11 protein-coding genes and 3 pseudogenes are annotated in these 17,029 nt (G+C 46.7%); 6 read left to right on the top strand and 8 right to left on the bottom strand.

Annotated elements, in window-relative coordinates:
• Window positions 1-6: 6 nt before the first annotated feature.
• The 6 genes from zinT to FDX01_RS05135 form a co-directional block, all read right to left on the bottom strand.
• Window positions 7-657 (bottom strand): metal-binding protein ZinT, encoded by a 651-nt coding sequence (gene zinT / locus FDX01_RS05110; protein ID WP_115258710.1) that lies wholly within the window; start codon window positions 655-657, stop codon window positions 7-9.
• Window positions 658-774: 117 nt separating this feature from the next.
• Window positions 775-1,365, bottom strand: a complete 591-nt coding sequence (locus tag FDX01_RS05115) for an ATP-binding cassette domain-containing protein (protein WP_115258711.1) — start codon at window positions 1,363-1,365, stop codon at window positions 775-777.
• The gene (locus tag FDX01_RS05120; protein WP_096757336.1) at window positions 1,349-2,143 is read right to left on the bottom strand and encodes an ATP-binding cassette domain-containing protein; all 795 of its coding nucleotides are present in this window, start codon (window positions 2,141-2,143) and stop codon (window positions 1,349-1,351) included. Before FDX01_RS05120 ends, FDX01_RS05115 begins: the two co-directional genes overlap by 17 nt.
• Entirely contained in the window at window positions 2,137-2,949 is an 813-nt protein-coding gene (locus FDX01_RS05125; RefSeq protein WP_137399347.1) for an ABC transporter permease, read from the bottom strand. Before FDX01_RS05125 ends, FDX01_RS05120 begins: the two co-directional genes overlap by 7 nt.
• A complete protein-coding gene (locus FDX01_RS05130) occupies window positions 2,939-3,913 on the bottom strand; it encodes an ABC transporter permease (protein WP_137399348.1) in 975 nt (324 codons plus the stop codon). Before FDX01_RS05130 ends, FDX01_RS05125 begins: the two co-directional genes overlap by 11 nt.
• Window positions 3,913-5,499: an ABC transporter substrate-binding protein gene (locus FDX01_RS05135; protein WP_137399349.1), complete on the bottom strand. Its 1,587-nt coding sequence runs from the start codon at window positions 5,497-5,499 to the stop codon at window positions 3,913-3,915. Before FDX01_RS05135 ends, FDX01_RS05130 begins: the two co-directional genes overlap by 1 nt.
• 435 nt (window positions 5,500-5,934) lie before the next feature.
• Between FDX01_RS05135 and FDX01_RS05140 the strand changes: the two genes are divergently transcribed.
• From FDX01_RS05140 to yibB, 3 genes and pseudogenes are all read left to right on the top strand, one after another.
• Window positions 5,935-8,022, top strand: coding sequence for a TonB-dependent receptor (locus FDX01_RS05140; protein WP_137399350.1), 2,088 nt, complete (start codon window positions 5,935-5,937; stop codon window positions 8,020-8,022).
• A gap of 601 nt (window positions 8,023-8,623) precedes the next feature.
• Window positions 8,624-9,661: a glycosyltransferase gene (locus FDX01_RS05145; RefSeq protein WP_170974758.1), complete on the top strand. Its 1,038-nt coding sequence runs from the start codon at window positions 8,624-8,626 to the stop codon at window positions 9,659-9,661.
• A 169-nt stretch (window positions 9,662-9,830) separates the two neighbouring features.
• Window positions 9,831-10,689, top strand: a pseudogene (gene yibB / locus FDX01_RS05150) (protein YibB).
• A gap of 60 nt (window positions 10,690-10,749) precedes the next feature.
• Here the strand turns inward: yibB and FDX01_RS05155 are convergent.
• Window positions 10,750-11,757 (bottom strand): capsular biosynthesis protein, encoded by a 1,008-nt coding sequence (locus tag FDX01_RS05155; protein ID WP_137399352.1) that lies wholly within the window; start codon window positions 11,755-11,757, stop codon window positions 10,750-10,752.
• Between the two features lie 308 nt (window positions 11,758-12,065).
• A pseudogene (locus FDX01_RS05160) lies at window positions 12,066-12,236 on the bottom strand (NADP-dependent isocitrate dehydrogenase); the annotation flags it as partial.
• A gap of 846 nt (window positions 12,237-13,082) precedes the next feature.
• Between FDX01_RS05160 and FDX01_RS05165 the strand changes: the two are divergent.
• The 3 genes and pseudogenes from FDX01_RS05165 to FDX01_RS05175 all read left to right on the top strand — a co-directional run bounded on the left by FDX01_RS05165 (window position 13,083) and on the right by FDX01_RS05175 (window position 16,992).
• On the top strand, window positions 13,083-13,403 hold the full coding sequence (locus FDX01_RS05165) for an adhesin biosynthesis transcription regulatory family protein (RefSeq protein WP_249360876.1): 321 nt from the start codon (window positions 13,083-13,085) through the stop codon (window positions 13,401-13,403).
• 202 nt (window positions 13,404-13,605) lie between these two features.
• Window positions 13,606-14,852 (top strand): annotated as a pseudogene (locus FDX01_RS05170) (autotransporter strand-loop-strand O-heptosyltransferase).
• On the top strand, window positions 14,845-16,992 hold the full coding sequence (locus tag FDX01_RS05175; protein ID WP_137399355.1) for an autotransporter outer membrane beta-barrel domain-containing protein: 2,148 nt from the start codon (window positions 14,845-14,847) through the stop codon (window positions 16,990-16,992). Before FDX01_RS05170 ends, FDX01_RS05175 begins: the two are co-directional and overlap by 8 nt.
• Window positions 16,993-17,029: the final 37 nt, after the last annotated feature.

The raw sequence follows: 17,029 nt of genomic DNA on the forward strand, positions 1-17,029 counted from the left end.
TGGGAATTAATGATGCAGCATCTCGTCAATCACCGCTTCTGCTTTGAGCTGATACGGATAATAGGTTGGCCAGTTGTCCATCTCTTCAAGCAGCGCTGCCTGTGAGGTATTTCCCATAAAGATGTGATAGTGGCTCGATTTGCGTGGTGCGATAATATGATCGCTAAATTGAACATATTTCGGCGCCTGACTATTTGCCTCTTTGCACTCAAACAGATACCGCACACCTTTCTTACCTGACGTATAGGTCAATATTTTGTATCCGGCGTAATCATATTTACACGACGCGACCTTATTACCCGTATGAAATTCCATCACACCGTTCTCGATACCGATAGTGTCCACGCTAGTGGCATAGCCTGTGCGGTAATAGGTTTTATACTCCTCCGCCGTTTTACTTTTATCCTTTTCGGCCTTCTGCTTGAATACCGGATCCAGTTCACCGCTCTGCAGATAAGGGTAAACGGACTGCCACACGCCATCCCAGTCGCTCAGAGCCCTGTCCTTCACATGGCTATTATCAAAAACGCCCTCTGACGCTTTTTGCTCTATTTCTGTCATCGGTGCGCCATGGGAATGGTGCCCATGTGCCAGTACCTGACTACTGGCTAACAGCATCCCCAAAACAACCGCCAGTCTTTCCAAACGAATAGCCAAAATTTCACCCTCAATATGGTTGCGAGTGAATTGTTATAATATAACGTAACAATTTAATCAACGCGGTTATGCAAAATTCATCCGCAGCGATAAATCGGCCACACTGAGAAAGGACGACTACGGCCAGGGCAACCTTCGCGAACAAAGCTGATCAAGCAATGCCTGCTGATGGCTGATGATGAGCATTCCTAACGGACGACGCTGGCATTCTTCAAGAAGCAGCGCCCATATGTCTCGTTGAATAGAAGGGTCAAGCTGGGCGGTAATTTCATCGGCAATGAGAAAACGCGTGCGCGGATCAAGCGCGCGCAGTAGCGCAATACGCGCCAGTTCACCACCAGAAAGCTGCCCGGGTCGGCGGGTTAACCACTCGGGATTGATATGTAAACGGGCGAGCGTTGAGGCATCCGGGAGCCAGGCATCCCGCACCGCATCACCGGTACTTCGCCAGGGGTTGAACGTCAATTCAGGATGTTGCGGCACCAGTTGTACCGGGCAATATTGCCCGACCGGTAACGGTTTATCATCGACTAAAATCTCACCGGAGGTTGGTTTTTGCCAGCCAGCCAGCACGCGTCCCAACGTGGTTTTCCCGGTCCCGCTAGGAGCGCAAATCCCCATGCGCTCCCCGACAGCCAGCGAGAACGTCAGGTTTTGCCACAGCACCTTACCGCCCTGGCGTATAACAACATCACGACAGCACAGCATTCAGCTCTCCAAATAGTTGGTTTCTCTCAGGTAACGCCCTCCATTGCCGCTGCAAATGTTCGCTGATATCGCCACGCAGCAGCTGTTCCCGACTCACGTTATCCGATACCCGTCCCTGATGCAGGGCAACAATCCGGTCCGCATGGCGTGCAGCCAGCGTGAGATCGTGGGTTACCCACAGCACACCACAGCCCTGCTCGCAAAGGCCTCGTAAATGCCCCAGCAGTTGATTCGCCAAAGGCGCATCCAGCCAGGCGGTAATTTCGTCAGCAAGGATATAGCGCGCCTGACTGAGTGACGCATGGCACGCCAGAACACGTTTTGCCATCCCACCGGACAGTTGGCGCGGGAAAGCACCTAATACGCTGGTGTCCAGTTGGCTCCGTTCAAGAAGTTGCGTTACCTTCCCCGCGTCCCAGGGATGACCGGAGAGTTGACTCGCTCTTTTCAAATGCTTTTCAATGGTCAGCAGTGGATTAAGCGCCTGAACCCCTTGCGGTACATAACTAAAGGTATTGCCGCGACATGCACGGATGTCATTACGATCCAGCGTTTTTCCATCGAGGGTTATCGCGCCCTGAACGCGCAGATTGTCTGGTAACAGATCGAGCAGACACTGCAACAGCAGACTCTTACCTTCCCCGCTGCCGCCGACTAATGCCACCATTTGACCGGGGGCAATATCAAAAGAAATATCCTGGAGTAGCGATGACCACTTTCTCGCGCCATACCAACGATAGCGCGCCACGTCCAGCGAGACCTGCTGTAAACTCAACATGCGTCACCTCTCAACCACAAACGATGTACCGCCCGGGCAAACTGATCAAATAACATCACCAGGCTGAACAGCATTAACCCCGGAAACAGCACCAGCCACCAGTTGCCGTGGCTGATAAATCGCAGCGCATCCGCCAGCAACAGACCCAGCGACGGCTCATGCGGCGCCAGCCCGAAACCAAGAAAACTTAACGCCGCGCTATGTAACACCGCGTGCGGAAACATCAACAACGTCCCGGTCAACCATTGTGGCAATAGCGCAGGTAAGTAGTGATGACGCCAGCAGTAAAAATGCCCGTGTCCCAGCCGCCGGGTCAGCATCAGGTAGTCACTGTGTGCGACGCGTTCCGCCTCCGCGCGCAGGATCAAGGCCAGACGCGGCCAATGGGTCAGCGCAACCGCCAACACCACCCCACTTTTACCACCGCCGAGAGTAAAGCAGATCAAAATCAGCAGCAGCAGATGCGGCATCGACAACATCGCGTCGGTGACTAAGCGCATCAGAACATCCATGCGCGGATGCAAACGCGAAACCGCCGCCATCAATAAAGCAATTACCCCGCTACACACTGCCGCGCCGATACCAATTTGCAGGCTGGTTAACGCCCCCTGAAAGCAGCGCACCCATAAATCACGACCGAGATTATCGGTGCCAAACCAGTGCAGCGCATCCGGTGGCAGATGGCGGGCCAGCAGATTGACGCTCAGTACGCTATCCAGCGTAGCGTTGCCATAAATGGCGATGAAGAGTAAACCGCCCGCAGACAGCAGAAGGCGAATCAACGTTGGGGTTGGGTTATAGAGCATCTGGACGCTCCACCGCGCGATTTAGCACATGGACTAACCAGGAAGAGAGCGAGTTGCCGATGAACACCAGAACGGTGCTGAACAAGACAATCCCCATCAGCAGCGGCACATCGCCGCGTAATCCGGCATCAATGGTCGCCTGCCCCAGTCCGGGATACGCAAAGACTTTTTCTGCCAGCAATGCGCCGCCAAAAAGTTCGCCAAGCGAAGCAAATTGCAGGCACAGCGCAGGCGTTATCGCATGACGCAGGACCTGGTGGCGCAGCAGCGACCATCCCTTGTCTCCCTGCGAGCGAGCAAAGCGAACGAAGTCGCTTTTCATCACGCTGGCGATACTTTCTCGAGTGTGCAGCGTAATTTGCCCTAACCCCAATAAACTGAGGGCACATACCGGAAGAATCAGATGACGCAGACGCTCTGTGAAGCCAGCCATATCACCACTGTTGCCAGGCTCCCACGCGCAGCAGACCGGGAGCACCGGCCAGCGCACAGCAAACACGGCCAGAAGCAGCATTCCTATCCAGAAGGTTGGCAACGATGAAAGCAGATAGCTGAGGCGGCAGATCATTTTATCCGGCCAGCGGTTCAGGAAGCGCCCGGCAACGAACCCCATTGCCGTACCCAGTAACCCCGACATCAACCATGCGCCACAGAGCAGAGCAAACGAGGTCGCAAAACGCTCTTTGATCACGCTGGCGACCGGTGCATTAAACAGCATCGAATACCCGAGATCACCCTGTAAGACGCGTGCAAACCAGAGCCCGAAACGCTCCCACAGCGGCTGATCCAGCCCCCAGCGTGCGGCGATACGCGCATACTGTTCTGGCGGAACATGCAGGAGATCGTTACCAATATAGGCACGAATCGGATCGACCGGCGAGAAGCTGAGCAAGATGAAGGTGCCAGCAGCGACCAGCACCAACAATACGATCAGCCGCAGAAAATGACCCACAACAGACTTCATCAACGGCAGGTCCAGGTCCATTCATCAAGATTGTTGAGCACGGACCAGCTGCCGTGAATTTCCGGCGCCCCTTTGCCCAGGTCAATGCACGGATTAGCCAGATAAGTATGCTGGATATTCAGCAACCATGCCCACGCAGCGTCACCCTGAACGCCTGCACCCTGCTTGCCATCCCACTCCACCTGCTGCCAGAAAGGCACTGCTTTTTGCCAGTCCGGCGCATCAATGGCCTGTTTGAGATGCTGTTCAACCGCAGGATTGCTGTAATAACCGGGGTTGTAATACTCAACGCCCGCGGCCTGCCCGCTGTAGTGATGGAAAAGCTCCATCGGATCTAAACTCCCCCAACCAAACAGCGTGGGATTCGAATGCATGTGGCGCTCAACGGTTTCCCAGCTTCCGGATTGCAGCGACACCGCAATGCCAACAGGTTCGAGCATGGCACGCACCGCTTCGGCTAAATCACGACGCGTACTGTCGCCGCTCGCATACCATAAGGTCAGACGGGCTGCTTTGCCGTCTTTTACACGCACACCCTCCGGGCCAACTTTCCAGCCTGCCTGTTCCAGAAGCGCGCGCGCTTTGTCACTGTCGCCATCTTTAAACGCAACCGACGGTCCCTGCCACGGCAGTCCCTGCACCGCGCTGTACGCCGGGATAGCGTGGCCTTCCATAACCTGTTCAGCCAGTTGCTTACGATCGATGGCGTAGTTAATAGCCCGTCTGATCGCGACGTCGGCCGTTATATCGTTACCGACCGGATAACCGTTAGCATCTTTTTTACCCGCAGGGACCATCGGGAACACGATCCCCCGGTTCTCTACGCTGTTGCGAACCCACAGCTTCAAATTATCTTGCTGAGGTGCAACGGCCATTGATGGCGCAATACGCACCAGCCCCAGTTGACCACTGCGTGCGGCCGCGTAAGCGTTATCTTCGTCCAGGAAGACAAACACCAGCCGGTTAAAATCATTTTTCTTACCCGCGTACCAAGGGTTCGCTTCGACGATCAGCTGTTGGCCCGGCTGAAAACTCACCAGCCGATAAGGGCCTGCGCCAATTGGATTTCTGGCAAAGGTTTTTTCATCGTATTGTTTTGCCGGAACAATGCCTAACGAGCCCAGCACGTTCACAAACGTACTCTGCGGACTGCGTAGCGTCATTTCTACCGTGCGATTATCTTTCAGGCGGGCATGGGTGAAATTCCCCATGTCGATTTTCCCACCGCTTGTCGCGGCTTTGTTGAAGGTAAATACCACATCTTCCGCCGTGAGCGGGGAGCCATCAGAGAATTTAAGATCGGGTTTTAAGGTTAATGTCCAGGTTTTCCCATCAGCGCTGGTTTCCACCTTCTCCGTCAGCAGGCTTCCCCAGCTCATATCGGCATTTTGTTTTAACAAAGGTGCATGCAGGAGCAAATAGCTGCCGTGACTCCAGCCTAGCATTGGGTCGAATCCCTCCGTGGGTTCGGGTCCAATTGCCAGTTTCAATGTTTGCCCTTCCACCGCCGGTTGTGCTGCGAAAAGGGAGGTCGAAAATGCCAGAGTCAGTGCGCACGTCAACCGTGCCAGCTTGCCGTTAATCATTACCTTATCCCGCTTTTGCGTTGTTTTTATACCGCACAACAGCACATACCCGTTGTGAGGTCTCCTGGGGAAGGGATTATGGCGGACCACTTTGGCTAAAAAAATGATACAGCGCAGAAAAGTATGACGATTTCAAAAAAACATCATACAACTGTCGAATTCTCACCTCTCGACGTGCAGTGATTCACTGCCGTGATTTTTATCTCCTTCTCTATTATTCAATCTCATATTAAATGAATATTAATAATTACCGTAAAAACTACTCACGCGCTTTGTCATTACTCCCTATCTAAAATTAGTGACAACTTATGTATATTTATTCAAGAAATATACAGAGAGTGACAAGTTATGTAAATTTGTAATGATAATTATTTGTATTATCATTTTCATCAATTATCTTACTGCCTTTGAATTTTTAACAAAGGAAGTTTGACTATGCGTTTAAAACCTGTTGCCTCTGTCGTTCTGTCCTGCCTTGGATTCAGCGGTACTTATGCCTTCGCCGATGATGTCATGGTCGTGACCGCGTCGGGTTACGAAAAAAAGATCACCAACGCGGCTGCCAGCGTGTCGGTTATTTCTCAACAAGAATTACAAACCAATAAATATAATGACTTAGGTGAAGCCCTGCGCTCCGTTGAAGGGGTTGATGTTGAAAGCAGCACCGGTAAAACCGGCGGTCTGGAGGTCAGTATTCGCGGCATGCCTGCCAGCTATACGCTGATCCTGATAGACGGTATTCGTCAAAATGGCAGTAGTGACGTGACGCCCAACGGCTTCTCTGCCATGAACACCAGTTTTATGCCTCCGCTGGCAGCCATCGATCATATTGAAGTGATCCGCGGTCCCATGTCGACGCTGTACGGTTCAGATGCTATCGGCGGTGTCGTTAACATCATTACCAAGAGAAGTACGGACAAATGGAGCACGTCCATTAATACCGGCGTTAACCTGCAAGAAAGCAATAAATGGGGTAACAGCACGGTAGCCAACTTCTGGTCAAGCGGCCCGCTAATTGCTGGCGTGCTGGACATGCAGGTACGCGGCAGCACGACACAACGACAAGGCTCCAGCGTCACCTCTCTGAGCGATACCACATCGACGCGCGTGCCGTATCCAACGGAATCTGAAAACTACAACATCGGTACCCGTCTGGACTGGAAAACCGGCGCAAATAATACGCTGTGGCTGGATCTCGACTCCGCCAGACAGCGCTACGACAATGATGATGGGCAGTTGGGTAATCTCACCGGCGGATACGATAAAACCCTGCGCTATGAACGTAATAAGGTCACGCTGGGTCACGATACCGCATTAACATTTGGTACCTGGAAATCCTCCGTGGGCTGGAATGAAACCGAGAACAAAGGCCGCCAACTGGTCTCATCCGCACTCACGCCAGAAAACGCGGGCCGGGCCGGTGACGCTCGTGAATTGAAAAATACCAACGTCATCCTGGACTCGGTCCTGCTGACGCCATTGGGTGATTCGCATCTGCTTACTCTCGGCGGAGAATACTGGGATGCCCGCATGAAAGATGGGGTGGTGCTGGCCAATACCGGTGAGACATTCCACCAGAAAACCTGGGCGACCTACGCGGAAGATGAGTGGCATATTCTCGACTCGCTGGCGTTGACCGCAGGCACTCGCTATGAGCATAACGATGTCTTTGGCGGACACCTTAGCCCACGAGCTTACATGGTGTGGGACGTATCGGAAGAATGGACCCTGAAAGGTGGCGTCACAACCGGATACAAAGCCCCGTCACTCAGCCAGTTGCACAACGGCATCAGCGGTGTGACTGCTCAGGGAACCGTTAATACGGTCGGCAACCCCGACCTTAAACCCGAAGAAAGCACCAGTTATGAAACCGGATTGTACTATGAGAACGACGCGGGGCTGAACGCCAACATTACTGGCTTCTACACCGAATACAAAAATAAAATTGTCTCGTATTCCATCGATGACAATACCAACAGCTATACCAACAGCGGCAAGGCGAGAACGGACGGCGTTGAATTCGCCAGCACCTTCCCGCTTTGGTCTGACGTGCTGAGCTTATCGCTCAACTACACCTATACCCAGAGCAAACAAAAAGATGGCGAAAACAAAGGCGCACCGCTGAGCTATACCCCCAAACATATGGCTAACGCCCGTTTGAACTGGCAGGCAACCGAAGATATGAATGCCTGGTTAAGCGCACGCTATCGTGGTAAAGCCCCACGCTTTACCGAAAACTATGACAACCTTAGTGCAGTCCAAAAAGCCGTGTACGATGATAAAGGGGCCAATTTAAAAGCCTGGACCGTTCTCGATATGGGCATGTCCTATAAGCTGACCAAAGAACTGACGCTGAATACGGCGATAAATAACGTGTTGGATAAAGACTTTAGCGACGTCACTCTGTATCAGGTTGGCCGCAGCAGCACCTACGCGGGCGACTACTTCCAGACCGCACAATCCACAACCGGATACGTCAATCCGGGTCGCAACTACTGGGTGTCGTTAAACTACCAGTTCTAATTGGTTTTTTATTTGTTGTCCGGGCGATTAGATATAGCCCGGACAATAAACACGATACTCACATCCAATGTTTTCTCAATCACAATATTTAACATGTGGATTCAGTAATTATCCATCATAATCTAATAATATCGCCTCTTAATTATGGTTGTATGGTGGGGGTAATTTCCCTCCCAATGCACAAGAGATGTGCATATCGTAAATAGAGTCAGGACTAGATTTCGTGGCACCTGATAAGTACATTCCCACCCGGAAACTTATGATTATCCTATCTATTCACAAGATATTCATTGACCTTTTATATTGTACAGTTCTATAGTCCAGTCGATGGTAAGTGTCAGGGTTTCTTACACGACAGATAAACGTAGTAATGTTGTGTATTTGTACACAGTTATCCTCGGGATATCAAAAACACAGGGACGCTAGCACAGTTTGTTGACATGGCAAAAACAACACTGTACAAAAGCATCACTAAAAGTGAATGTCGATTGTTAAATGAGTGTAAAGACATGAAAATCGTCATAAGATAACTCGATAATATAAAACATAGTATTTTTATAAAGAAGAGTCATATATTATTAGTAAAATGGAGTTTTGTTCGATGGAAAATATAGATGACACTAATCCAACCCTTCCTCAAAATATTTTTTTGCTAAGCGTTATAATTCCTTGCTACAATTGCGAACAATATATTCATGACTGTTTGCAATCTGTATGCAAGCAAATTTGCAATGCTGTAGAAATTATTATTATCAATGATGGTTCAACTGATAACTCATTGAACATTATAAACAACTTTTCAAATAATTATAAAGATAAATCGATCAAAGTCATATCACAGAAAAACCAAGGACTTTCTGCTGCCAGAAATGTTGGAATTACTTTAGCATCAGGAAATTACTTGGCATTTTTGGATGGCGATGATCTTTGGGCACCATCCTTCTGGGAAACAATAAAAAACGCAATACAAGATCTTGATGTTGATTTAGTTGAATTTGATGCAGCCAGATTTTATGATGGCAACACGGAGAAAAGAACTACTGTATCAATTGTCTCGATGGATGGCTTATCAAAAACGTCATCAATTAGAGACTTAAAAGAAACATTTAAGAAAAATGAATGGTTTGCTTGGTCCAGAGTTTATAAAAAAGAACTGTTTAATACACTACGCTTTCCTGCAGGTAGAAACTATGAGGATATAGCGACGATTCCATTTATTTACCTTGCATCTAGTAAGATACGTAGCATTAAGAAAGAATTACTACTGTACCGTGTTAGAGAGGGGAGTATAACATTCACTCCATCCATGAAAAATATTGATGATGCAATTCATGCATTAACTGTATTTAAGAAAATCCTCCAGCAGCAATCCAATTGTAATATTGATATTATTGCACCTGCAGTTTATTTAACATACGGACTAGTCAGAAGAATTAGCACCCAAAAACATGGCTATTACTTCCTTAACAAAGAGCAGTGCAATAACTTAAGAATAGCTATTACCCCTTTTATTGGAACGTTTAAATTCAGTATAAAAATAAAAATAAAATACATACACTTACATTGCCAATTAAATAAAATAAAAAACCTTTTAAAGTATAAAATCATCATTCCTTATAAAAAAGAAAGTAAAAAATGACAAGTCAACTAACTCGCAAGTCATAATCCAGTTAAAATCCACATACAATATGTATATTCATTCATAAAATGCCTACACTATAAACTTTACATTTTATCTTCTTGTTTTTATTATTGCTTGATAGAATCTATCAGCACCTTGTTAGCATAAGACAAACGGATTGAAGGAAATGAATTCATCTATTACTATAGTTACAGCCTTTTTCGATATTGGACGAGGAAATTGGACCAGTGAAAAAGGTTTTGCACCTTACCTAGAGAGAAAATCTGAGACTTATATCGAATATTTTAAGAATCTATCTACTCTTGAAAACGAAATGATCATTTTTACCTCAAGTGATTTAAAGCCTGAAATTGAAAAAATAAGAGATGGAAAACGTACTACCGTTGTCACTCTCGACATCAATAATAAATTTAAAAATATCAAAAAAAATAATTAGTAACATTCAGGAAAGTGACGAATTCAAGTCAAAAATTGAAGAACGTCAGTTGAGAAATCCCGAATATTGGTCTGCCGACTATGTACTAGTTTGCAACCTGAAATCATATTTCATAAAAAAAGCCATTGATCTCAAACTTGTCAGCAATAAAATGGTTGCATGGGTCGATTTCGGCTATTGCCGCACACCAGAAATAACAAGAGGTCTAACTCAATGGAACTATCCTTTTGATAATGATAAAGTAAATCTGTTTACTATCAAAAGATGGTTAAATCCTAAAAGCATTGATCAAGTCTACGATTACATGATTAAAAATCGCTCATTTATTATTGGCGGTGCTATTGTTGCGACTCAAGATAAATGGCTTGAATTTTACAATCTGGTTTCTCGTTGCCAAATAAAAACCTTAAAGCAGAAAATTGTCGATGACGATCAAGGTATATTTATTATGTGCTATTATTTAAAACCACAGTTAATAAAATTAAATCACCTTGGTAAAAACAGATGGTTGTATTTATTTAAAATGTTTGGTAAAAAAGATTTAAATACTTTATTATTGCGATGTAAAGTATTTTTGCGTGGTAAATAATTCTTATAATTGTATTAAATGAAATTAGGACGCTGACTTATGCCAGCGCCCTAAAATGCATTAAATTTCAAAACTTGATTTCAGACTTAGTTTTTTATCAAACGCTTCTCTTAAAACCATTATCACCCCATCGAAATCAATTAAATTTTCCGTATCATTAAAGCAAGTTTGTGGCGTACCATCTGATAATGTTTTAATGGCGTCATTAATATTCTCAGATGATAAGTTAAAATACATACCTCTTTCTTTAGGATTTCTTGGGTTAAATAACCCACTAGCTAACTGCCAATATCTAATTAAATATTGTGTTAAACATAATGGCGCACGAAATTTTTCACTTGACGCTTTTATTAATAAATTTTCTTCAAGTGACCATAGTTCATTAAAAGTACTTTTCAGAAATGGTTGCGGTAGATGTCGATTATAAAACCCCTCAAAAAAACGTTCTTTCCTGCTTGAAAAGTTCTTCACAATACGTCGACCATAGCGCATATTATAGTATTTACTTTTATTCTCTTGCATTGCAATCTTTTTATTAAAATGACTATTTACAACACTTAAATTTAGAAAATCAGATGAAGCCATTACTATATCTTCTTTGTTCTTTGGAGATGTTCTTTTTATAATTAAATAATCATTAGGGTAGCCATCTTCAAAATAAAAACTTTCTTTTATTGGGGCGGTAACAAATGTATCATCGTTAAATAAAACAAATTTCTCACTAAGCCCTTTAATCCTATGGAGATTTAACTCAATAGTATTGGAATTAAAAGTTGGTAAGTATTCCTCTGGAATAAAATCACTATGAAATACAACATTCAATTTTTTATTCTTTGTATCAATCCATGATGGAATATGCCCACAGGTAACCAAGTGTATCTTTCTTACCCATGGTGCATAATTTTCTACACATCTGAACCAGTAATTAAAAATCCCCATATCTCTAAATCGCGATGGATGAATCGCACTTGCGCTATGTATCCCCTCACCTTTAAATTGTGAAAAACTTGCCTGCCAGGTTGGATCGCATGAGTCAACCCACAGGACGACAAAATCAACATCGCTCATTTATATTTATCCAGAACATAATATTTTTCTGGAGAATATCGAAGTTCAAGTATGTTTTTTGGACTAATCGAGGCATCGGAATAATTATTTATCAATTATTTGACCGCCTTCATAACCTCATATACCTCAACATTACAAACAATGTTGCAAAACGATTTACATTGTAACAAAATAATTAAATAACACTTAATATTAAGCATTCAAATTACAGGGAAATGACGCTGTATTAATATATGGAATTTTTGGCAGATATCTAAAAAAAACGGGAATCATTAGGCTCCCCGTTCTCACACAACCCAGAGTCTGGATTACATGTTTTCGATGATCGCGTCACCAAACTCTGAACATTTCAGCAGTTTAGCGCCGTCCATCAGACGTTCGAAATCGTAAGTGACGGTTTTCGCGTTGATCGCAACGCTCATACCTTTAACGATCAGGTCAGCCGCTTCTCCCCAACCCATGTGGCGAAGCAGTATTTCATTAAATCACTCATGAAGCATTATTTTTTAAGTAAAAAACTCATAATTCGTGTTTTCACCTCGCGTTTTGAATATCACGTAAGCAATTGATTATACTTAATGAACATCTTGTTTTGATAACCACTTTCTGACATCAGCAATTACTTTCTTTGTGAAAATGACAGATTCAAAAAGGTTTTTGAACCCCACTTCCAATTCGTATATTTCATTAAGTTAAGTGCTGCGCCATAAGATTCATCTCCTGTTAACTCCAGGAGTGGCGCAGTTCCTATGAAGTTATTTAAACCTCCACACTCTGTCGTTGGGGAGTAATCTTCATCGCTGAAGGTCAGTATATATTCATATCAGCAATTAAACACGTTTAGTCAAAGCAGTGACGTGGTTGGAATTGTCGTACTTATCACCCTGCACGGTTTGGTAATCCCCTGAAGATTTCTTTGTTAAATTGTGAAAATAGTTAATACAACGCTATATAGTTTAACGCAACATTGTTCCTTGAGAAAATTAAGCATCTGATGATATCTCAACAAATAATCACATTATTTACCATTTTCATAGATAAGCCATATTTGAAATGCTGCTAATTTAAAAAAACAAAACAAATTCAACATTGTTAAAAAAAGAGAATCATTCTAATAAAATGCATTTTCGCAAGATAACATTCTTTACAATTAATATTACTTAGCATAAAAATATATAATAATTGATTATTTCAGATTTTTGCACCACTCATTTTTGTTTTTTCTTGAATTTCACTTTGGTATACTTCTAATCGCTCCCGGATGGTATTGTTTTTAATGATGATAGTCCTTGTTATGAATTAGATAATGCTTAATGGAGACGAAGGTGGAATACATAAAAGAACATAGCCAGCAACCTCAGCAGGGCTCTTTCCTGGAAAAAAAGAATCATATTCTTCCTTCAGGAAATATGTCTGATGATGAGTTCTGGTTTCTGATCGAACTGACACCCATCCGCAGCGATAAAATCATCAGGGCGTTGCACGATTATTTTGTATTGAATCGCCCAAGATCTAACTGTTGCGATAAACATGGTGTTAGCAATGGCTACTTTGGGGTATGCATCAGCAGATTTGAGCATGTCATCCAGGTTGTTAATGCGCTACTTAATTATTATAAGATGTCAAAAAACGAAACAACCGAATGAATTCCCTGCGTAACCATTCAATATTTTCGAGTAATGCAGTGAGTTTTAAAAGCATCTCAAATTTGTAACCGGTAGACAATATTAAAATCATTACACATCCTGGGGCGCATGAGGTATGCGGATACGTTTGCCAGCTTTCCGCAACTAATACTTAATGATTTCTGTACTTTTCAACGCTTATATATTTTTTAAGGTGGGGAATATGTCAACGCTGAAGAATACATTTTTTATCCCTCCGCCTGATATTCCAACGCAGGCCGGACCTGAAAATATCTTTTATGATTTTAATGATGAGCTCGTGTTCTGCTTCCTGAAGGGAAATGGCACGTACGTTTGCTTGATGCCGACTCCGATAACATTCTTTTCTGCTGCGATGCAGATAACGGGTGGGTGACCAGTAGTAAGAAATATTTTGTGCGCTTCCGCATTCAGGTATTCCGTCAGGGGGAAGAGACTCCCCTGCTGGATGAAACCCTGAAATTAAAAGACCGGCCTGTGCTGATTTCATTCCCCACCGGGACGTTAGGCGACCTGCTCGGCTGGTTTCCTTATGTCGAACGCTTCCAGACTCTGCACAAGTGCCAGCTGGAATGCACGATGGCACAGGACATTATCGACCTGCTGGCACCTCAGTACCCGCAGATTCAGTTTTCCACGCCGGATAATCCACGCACGGTAGCGCCTTACGCAACTTACCGCGTAGGTATCTACTTTGGTGGCGATACCGATAATCAGCCCGTGGATTTTCGCAAAGTCGGTTTCCATCGTTCTGCAGGCTACATTCTGGGCGTTGACCCGCGTGAATCCCCCGTCCGGCTTGACTTGTCTGCACCCCGGGTTATTCAGGAGCCTTATGTGTGTATCGCCACACAGTCCACCTGTCAGGCGAAGTACTGGAACAACGGCACCGGCTGGAGTGAGGTTGTCGCACACCTGAAATCACTGGGTTACCGGGTGCTGTGCATTGACCGGGATGCCCATTATGGCCAGGGTTTTGTCTGGAATCACATTCCCTGGGGAGCCGAAGACTTTACCGGCAAGCTCCCCCTTCAGGAACGGGTGAACCTCCTGCGCCATGCCAGCTTCTTCATTGGCCTGCCAAGCGGCCTGTCATGGGCTGCCCGTATTCCGGTGGTGCTGATAAGTGGCTTCAGCCTCCCGAACAGCGAATTTTATACCCCGTGGCGGGTATTTAACCCCCATGGCTGCTATGGATGCTATGGATGCTATGGATGCTATGGATGCTATGGATGCTGGGACGATACATCGCTGAATTTTGACCACCACGATTTTCTGTGGTGCCCGAGACATAAAAACACCGACCGGCAATTTGAATGTACCCGACTGATAACCGGCGCCCAGGTCAATGGCGTCATCAATAAACTTCACCGTTCTTTAACTGAACAGGGTGTTGAGGCCACCCTGAAAAAAGGAGTAAGCAATGAATAAGGTCTATAACACTGTCTGGAATGAATCCACAGGAACGTGGGTCGTAACCTCAGAACTGACCCGTAAAGGGGGCCGACGCCCTCGTCAAATCAAGCGTACCGCGCTGGCAGGGCTGATTGCGGGCCTGCTTATGCCGTCACAGCCCGTACTGGCGACTCCCCATGACAATCAGACGCTGGGGAGTGGCGGAACAAGCTCATCCATGGTCCTGGGTGCTAATGATACTGCAACAAATACCACCATTAACTACGGCGGGGTTCAGCTTGTTTCCAGCGGCGGCAGTGCCACGGACACCATCATTAATAACGGTGGGTATCAGTCTGTTTCCAGCGGAGGAAGCGCCACTAGTACCACCATCAACAGCGGCGGGACGCTGGATGTTCGCAGCGGCGGTGTGCTCTACGGCACCACCACCCTGACTGATAAAGGGACGCTGGTCGGTGACGTAGTCACAAATGAAGGTAACCTGTACTACCTCAACAACAGTGCTGCAGCCTTCGCAGGTACCCTGACGGGGACCGGTACCCTGACACAGGAAGGCGGAAACACCCGCTTCAGCGGTCTGTTGTCTCAGGACGGTGGGATTGTCCTTAAGAGTGGCGGTGCCATGACGATGGATGCCCTTCAGGCTAAAGCCAATGTGACGACACAATCAGGCACCACCCTGACTCTGGATAACGGGACTATCCTGACGGGGAACGTTGCAGGAGACAGCACCGGCGCAGGTGACATGGCGATTAAAGGTGCATCTGTCTGGCATCTCGATGGTGACTCCACTGTCGGCGCATTAACGCTGGATAACGGGACCGTTGATTTCCGTCCGTCAACAACCACGCGTCTGACACCAGCCTTCCAGGCGGTTTCGCTGTCGCTCGGGAGCCTGTCGGGTAGCGGGACGTTCCGGATGAACACTGATATCGCGTCGCATACCGGAGATATGCTGAATGTCGCGGGCAACGCCAGTGGTAACTTTGTGCTGGATATCAAAAATACCGGCCGGGAGCCAGTATCCGCTGGTGCGCCACTTCAGGTGGTGCAGACCGGTGGCGGTGACGCCGCGTTTACCCTGAAAGGCGGGAAAGTCGATGCTGGTACCTGGGAATACAGCCTGAGCAAGGAAAATACCAACTGGTATCTGAAGACTGACACCCCACCTCCGATTACTCCGCCGACCACCCCGGATGCAGGTAACCCGGATGCAGGTGTGCCGTCTCCTGCACATCGCACAACAAAATCTGCCGACGCGGTACTGGGCATGGCGACAGCACCGGCATACGTCTTCAACAGCGAACTGCAGAATCTGCGTTTCCGTCACGGTGACGTGATGCAGAACACCCGTGCACCAGGAGGAGTATGGGGCCGTTATACAGGGTCAGATAACCGCATCAGCGGCGGGGCCAGCTCGGGCTATTCTCTGACCCAGAACGGTTTCGAAACTGGTGGCGACAAGGTCTTTGAGCTGGGTGACAGCCATTTAGCTGTGGGTGCTTTCTTCTCTTACACCGACAACAGCATTAAACATGCCCGTGGTGGAAAAAGTACTATCGACAGCACAGGCGGTGGTTTGTACGCAACCTGGTTTGATAATGACGGCTACTACGTGGACGGGGTTATAAAATTCAACCGCTTTAGTAATGAGCTGCGCACTTGGATGAGTGACGGCTCGGCGGTGAAGGGAGATTACAGCCAGAATGGTTTTGGCGGCAGTCTCGAAGCTGGTAAGACCTTCAGCCTGAATGAGAATACATGGGCGCAGCCATACGTTCGGACAACGGCGTTCCGGGCAGATGAGAAGGATATCAGCCTGAATAACGGCATGAAAGCCAGCATCGGGGCAACCAAGTCTTTGCAGGCCGAGACCGGTGTGAATCTGGGTATGAATCTTGACGTTGCCGGAAAAACAGTCAAACCGTACCTCAAGGCTGCGGTCAGCCACGAGTTTTCGGACAACAACAAGGTGCAGATCAACAACCGCTATGACTTTACCAACGATATCTCAGGCACGACAGGTAAATACGGTGTCGGGGTGAGTGCCCAGTTGACACCAAACGCAGGGGTGTGGGCTGAGGCAAACTACCAGAAAGGAGAGAATATCGAGTCTCCGGTAACCGGTAGCGTAGGTTTCCGCATCAACTTCTAACCAGGGATGGAAACGACAGCCACATCTGTGGCTGTCT

It is taken from the genome of Citrobacter sp. wls613 (assembly GCF_005281195.1).
GTDB lineage: Bacteria > Pseudomonadota > Gammaproteobacteria > Enterobacterales > Enterobacteriaceae > Citrobacter > Citrobacter gillenii.

Bases quoted from the DNA above. Each gene is read 5' to 3' on its own strand.
- FDX01_RS05115 (WP_115258711.1), bottom strand. From the start codon at position 1,365: ATGCTGTGCTGTCGTGATGTTGTTATACGCCAGGGCGGTAAGGTGCTG.
- FDX01_RS05120 (WP_096757336.1), bottom strand. From the start codon at position 2,143: ATGTTGAGTTTACAGCAGGTCTCGCTGGACGTGGCGCGCTATCGTTGG.
- FDX01_RS05125 (WP_137399347.1), bottom strand. From the start codon at position 2,949: ATGCTCTATAACCCAACCCCAACGTTGATTCGCCTTCTGCTGTCTGCG.
- FDX01_RS05130 (WP_137399348.1), bottom strand. From the start codon at position 3,913: ATGAAGTCTGTTGTGGGTCATTTTCTGCGGCTGATCGTATTGTTGGTG.
- FDX01_RS05135 (WP_137399349.1), bottom strand. From the start codon at position 5,499: ATGATTAACGGCAAGCTGGCACGGTTGACGTGCGCACTGACTCTGGCA.
- FDX01_RS05140 (WP_137399350.1), top strand. From the start codon at position 5,935: ATGCGTTTAAAACCTGTTGCCTCTGTCGTTCTGTCCTGCCTTGGATTC.
- FDX01_RS05145 (WP_170974758.1), top strand. From the start codon at position 8,624: ATGGAAAATATAGATGACACTAATCCAACCCTTCCTCAAAATATTTTT.
- FDX01_RS05155 (WP_137399352.1), bottom strand. From the start codon at position 11,757: ATGAGCGATGTTGATTTTGTCGTCCTGTGGGTTGACTCATGCGATCCA.
- FDX01_RS05175 (WP_137399355.1), top strand. From the start codon at position 14,845: ATGAATAAGGTCTATAACACTGTCTGGAATGAATCCACAGGAACGTGG.